2 protein-coding genes and 1 pseudogene are annotated in these 1,665 nt (G+C 30.1%); 2 read left to right on the forward strand and 1 reads right to left on the reverse strand.

Features of this window, described 5'->3' with window-relative positions; all coding sequences use genetic code 11:
• Both DIU01_RS07100 and DIU01_RS07105 read left to right on the forward strand, forming a co-directional pair.
• Window positions 1-193, forward strand: a pseudogene (locus DIU01_RS07100) (class I SAM-dependent methyltransferase); the annotation flags it as partial.
• Entirely contained in the window at window positions 190-894 is a 705-nt protein-coding gene (locus tag DIU01_RS07105; protein WP_290832919.1) for a VanW family protein, read from the forward strand. The pseudogene DIU01_RS07100 and the gene DIU01_RS07105, both read left to right, overlap by 4 nt.
• On the opposite strand, the gene DIU01_RS07110 is transcribed toward DIU01_RS07105, so the two are convergent.
• Window positions 878-1,561 (reverse strand): SDR family oxidoreductase, encoded by a 684-nt coding sequence (locus tag DIU01_RS07110; RefSeq protein WP_290832921.1) that lies wholly within the window; start codon window positions 1,559-1,561, stop codon window positions 878-880. The genes DIU01_RS07105 and DIU01_RS07110 overlap by 17 nt on opposite strands.
• Window positions 1,562-1,665 lie beyond the last annotated feature (104 nt).

A 1,665-nucleotide genomic window follows, 5' to 3' on the forward strand; every position in this document is an offset into this window, starting at 1 on the left:
TTCTATCGCAGAAATTCTAAAAATGACAGAAAACAATTGGAAATTGAAAACCTACAAAGGAATTCTTTTCTTTCCAATTCATAGATTTCCAACTTGGACGAGACCTTTCTTTAGCAAAATTGACACTTTACTTTGCAACTCCTTTTTAAAAGAATATGCTTCTTATATAATCGTTGAATTAGAAAAAAAATGAATTTAAAATCTATTATTCCGAAGCATTTAAAACTAAAATTTCGTTTGGCAAAACGTTTTTTATCTGATAGTAAAATTGATTTTGCAAAAGCTAATACTGAAAAAACATCTTTTTTACATTCCATTTCTACCATTCAAGAAATTAAACAAGGAGCATTTTATGACAATAAAATTCACAATTTAAAAATCGCTTCAAGTAAAATTGAAACAGTAATTATCAATCCGAATGAAATTTTTTCGTTTTGGAAAGTTATTGGTTCGCCATTAAAAAAAAACGGATTTAAAACCGGAAGAAATATTATAAAAGGTAAAATTTCAGAAGAAATTGGTGGCGGATTATGTCAGCTTTCAAGTATTATTTATTTTACAGCTTTGAAAGGAAATTTAGAAATAGTAGAACGTTACAATCATTCGGTAGACATTTATAAAGAAGACGAGCGCTTTACACCATTGGGCTCAGACGCCACTGTAGTTTATGGATACAAAGATTTGAGAATCAAAAACAACTACACCTTCCCTATTCAATTTTCACTTTTATTTGAAGAAAACAGAATTATTTGCGAACTAAAAAGTCAAGAAAAAATTGAAGAATCTACATTAGATTTTACAAGAAATTATAAAGAAAATCATATTGAAGTAGCTACAACCGTCAACTCAGATTACCATTGCTACTCAATTTATAAGTTTATGGAGTTGAACTAGAAACTTGCAACACTTTTCCGTTGTAGAATTTATTTCCTGTTAAGGCAAAATTAAAGATATAATCTGCCATTTCTTTTGGTGAAATTGGTGCCTCATAACCAGGAAATGCTTCCTGCAACATTTCGGTATTTACAGCTCCAAGTGCCAAAACATTAAATGCAATTCCTTGCTCTTTATATTCTTCTGCTAATAATTCAGATAAAGTAATAATTGCGCCTTTACTTGACGAATAAGCTGCTAGTCCAGGGAATTTCATGCTTCCTTGAATTCCGCCCATCGAACTTATAGAAACCACATGACTTCCTTTTGGCATATACGGTAAACACGTTCTTGTTAAGTTGGCAACACCAAAAACATTTACTTTGTAAACACTTTCAAAATCTTTTTGTGATAGTTGCGAAAAGGGTTTATTGATCAAACTTCCAGCATTATTAATAAGAATATCAACCTTTTTCCATGTGGAAGAAATAAATTTATCGATTTCTAGCATCTCTTCTTCAAGCGAAATATCGATGGACAGACAGGTGATATTTGGATTGTCAATTAATTCTTGTGGTGTTTTTCTAGAAATGGCCAAAACTTGATGTCCAGCATTTGCATATTGTAAAGCAAGTTCAAATCCAATTCCGCGAGAAGTTCCTGTGATAATTATGTTTTTACTCAAAATTTTATATTGTTTTTGTGATCGTGAATCTTCGATTTCAAAATCTATTTTTTTGTAAAAATAAGAAATGAAATCTACTTAAAATATTTTTTATAAAACTTATAAGC

The organism is Flavobacterium sp. (assembly GCF_003525665.1).
Lineage (GTDB): Bacteria > Bacteroidota > Bacteroidia > Flavobacteriales > Flavobacteriaceae > Flavobacterium.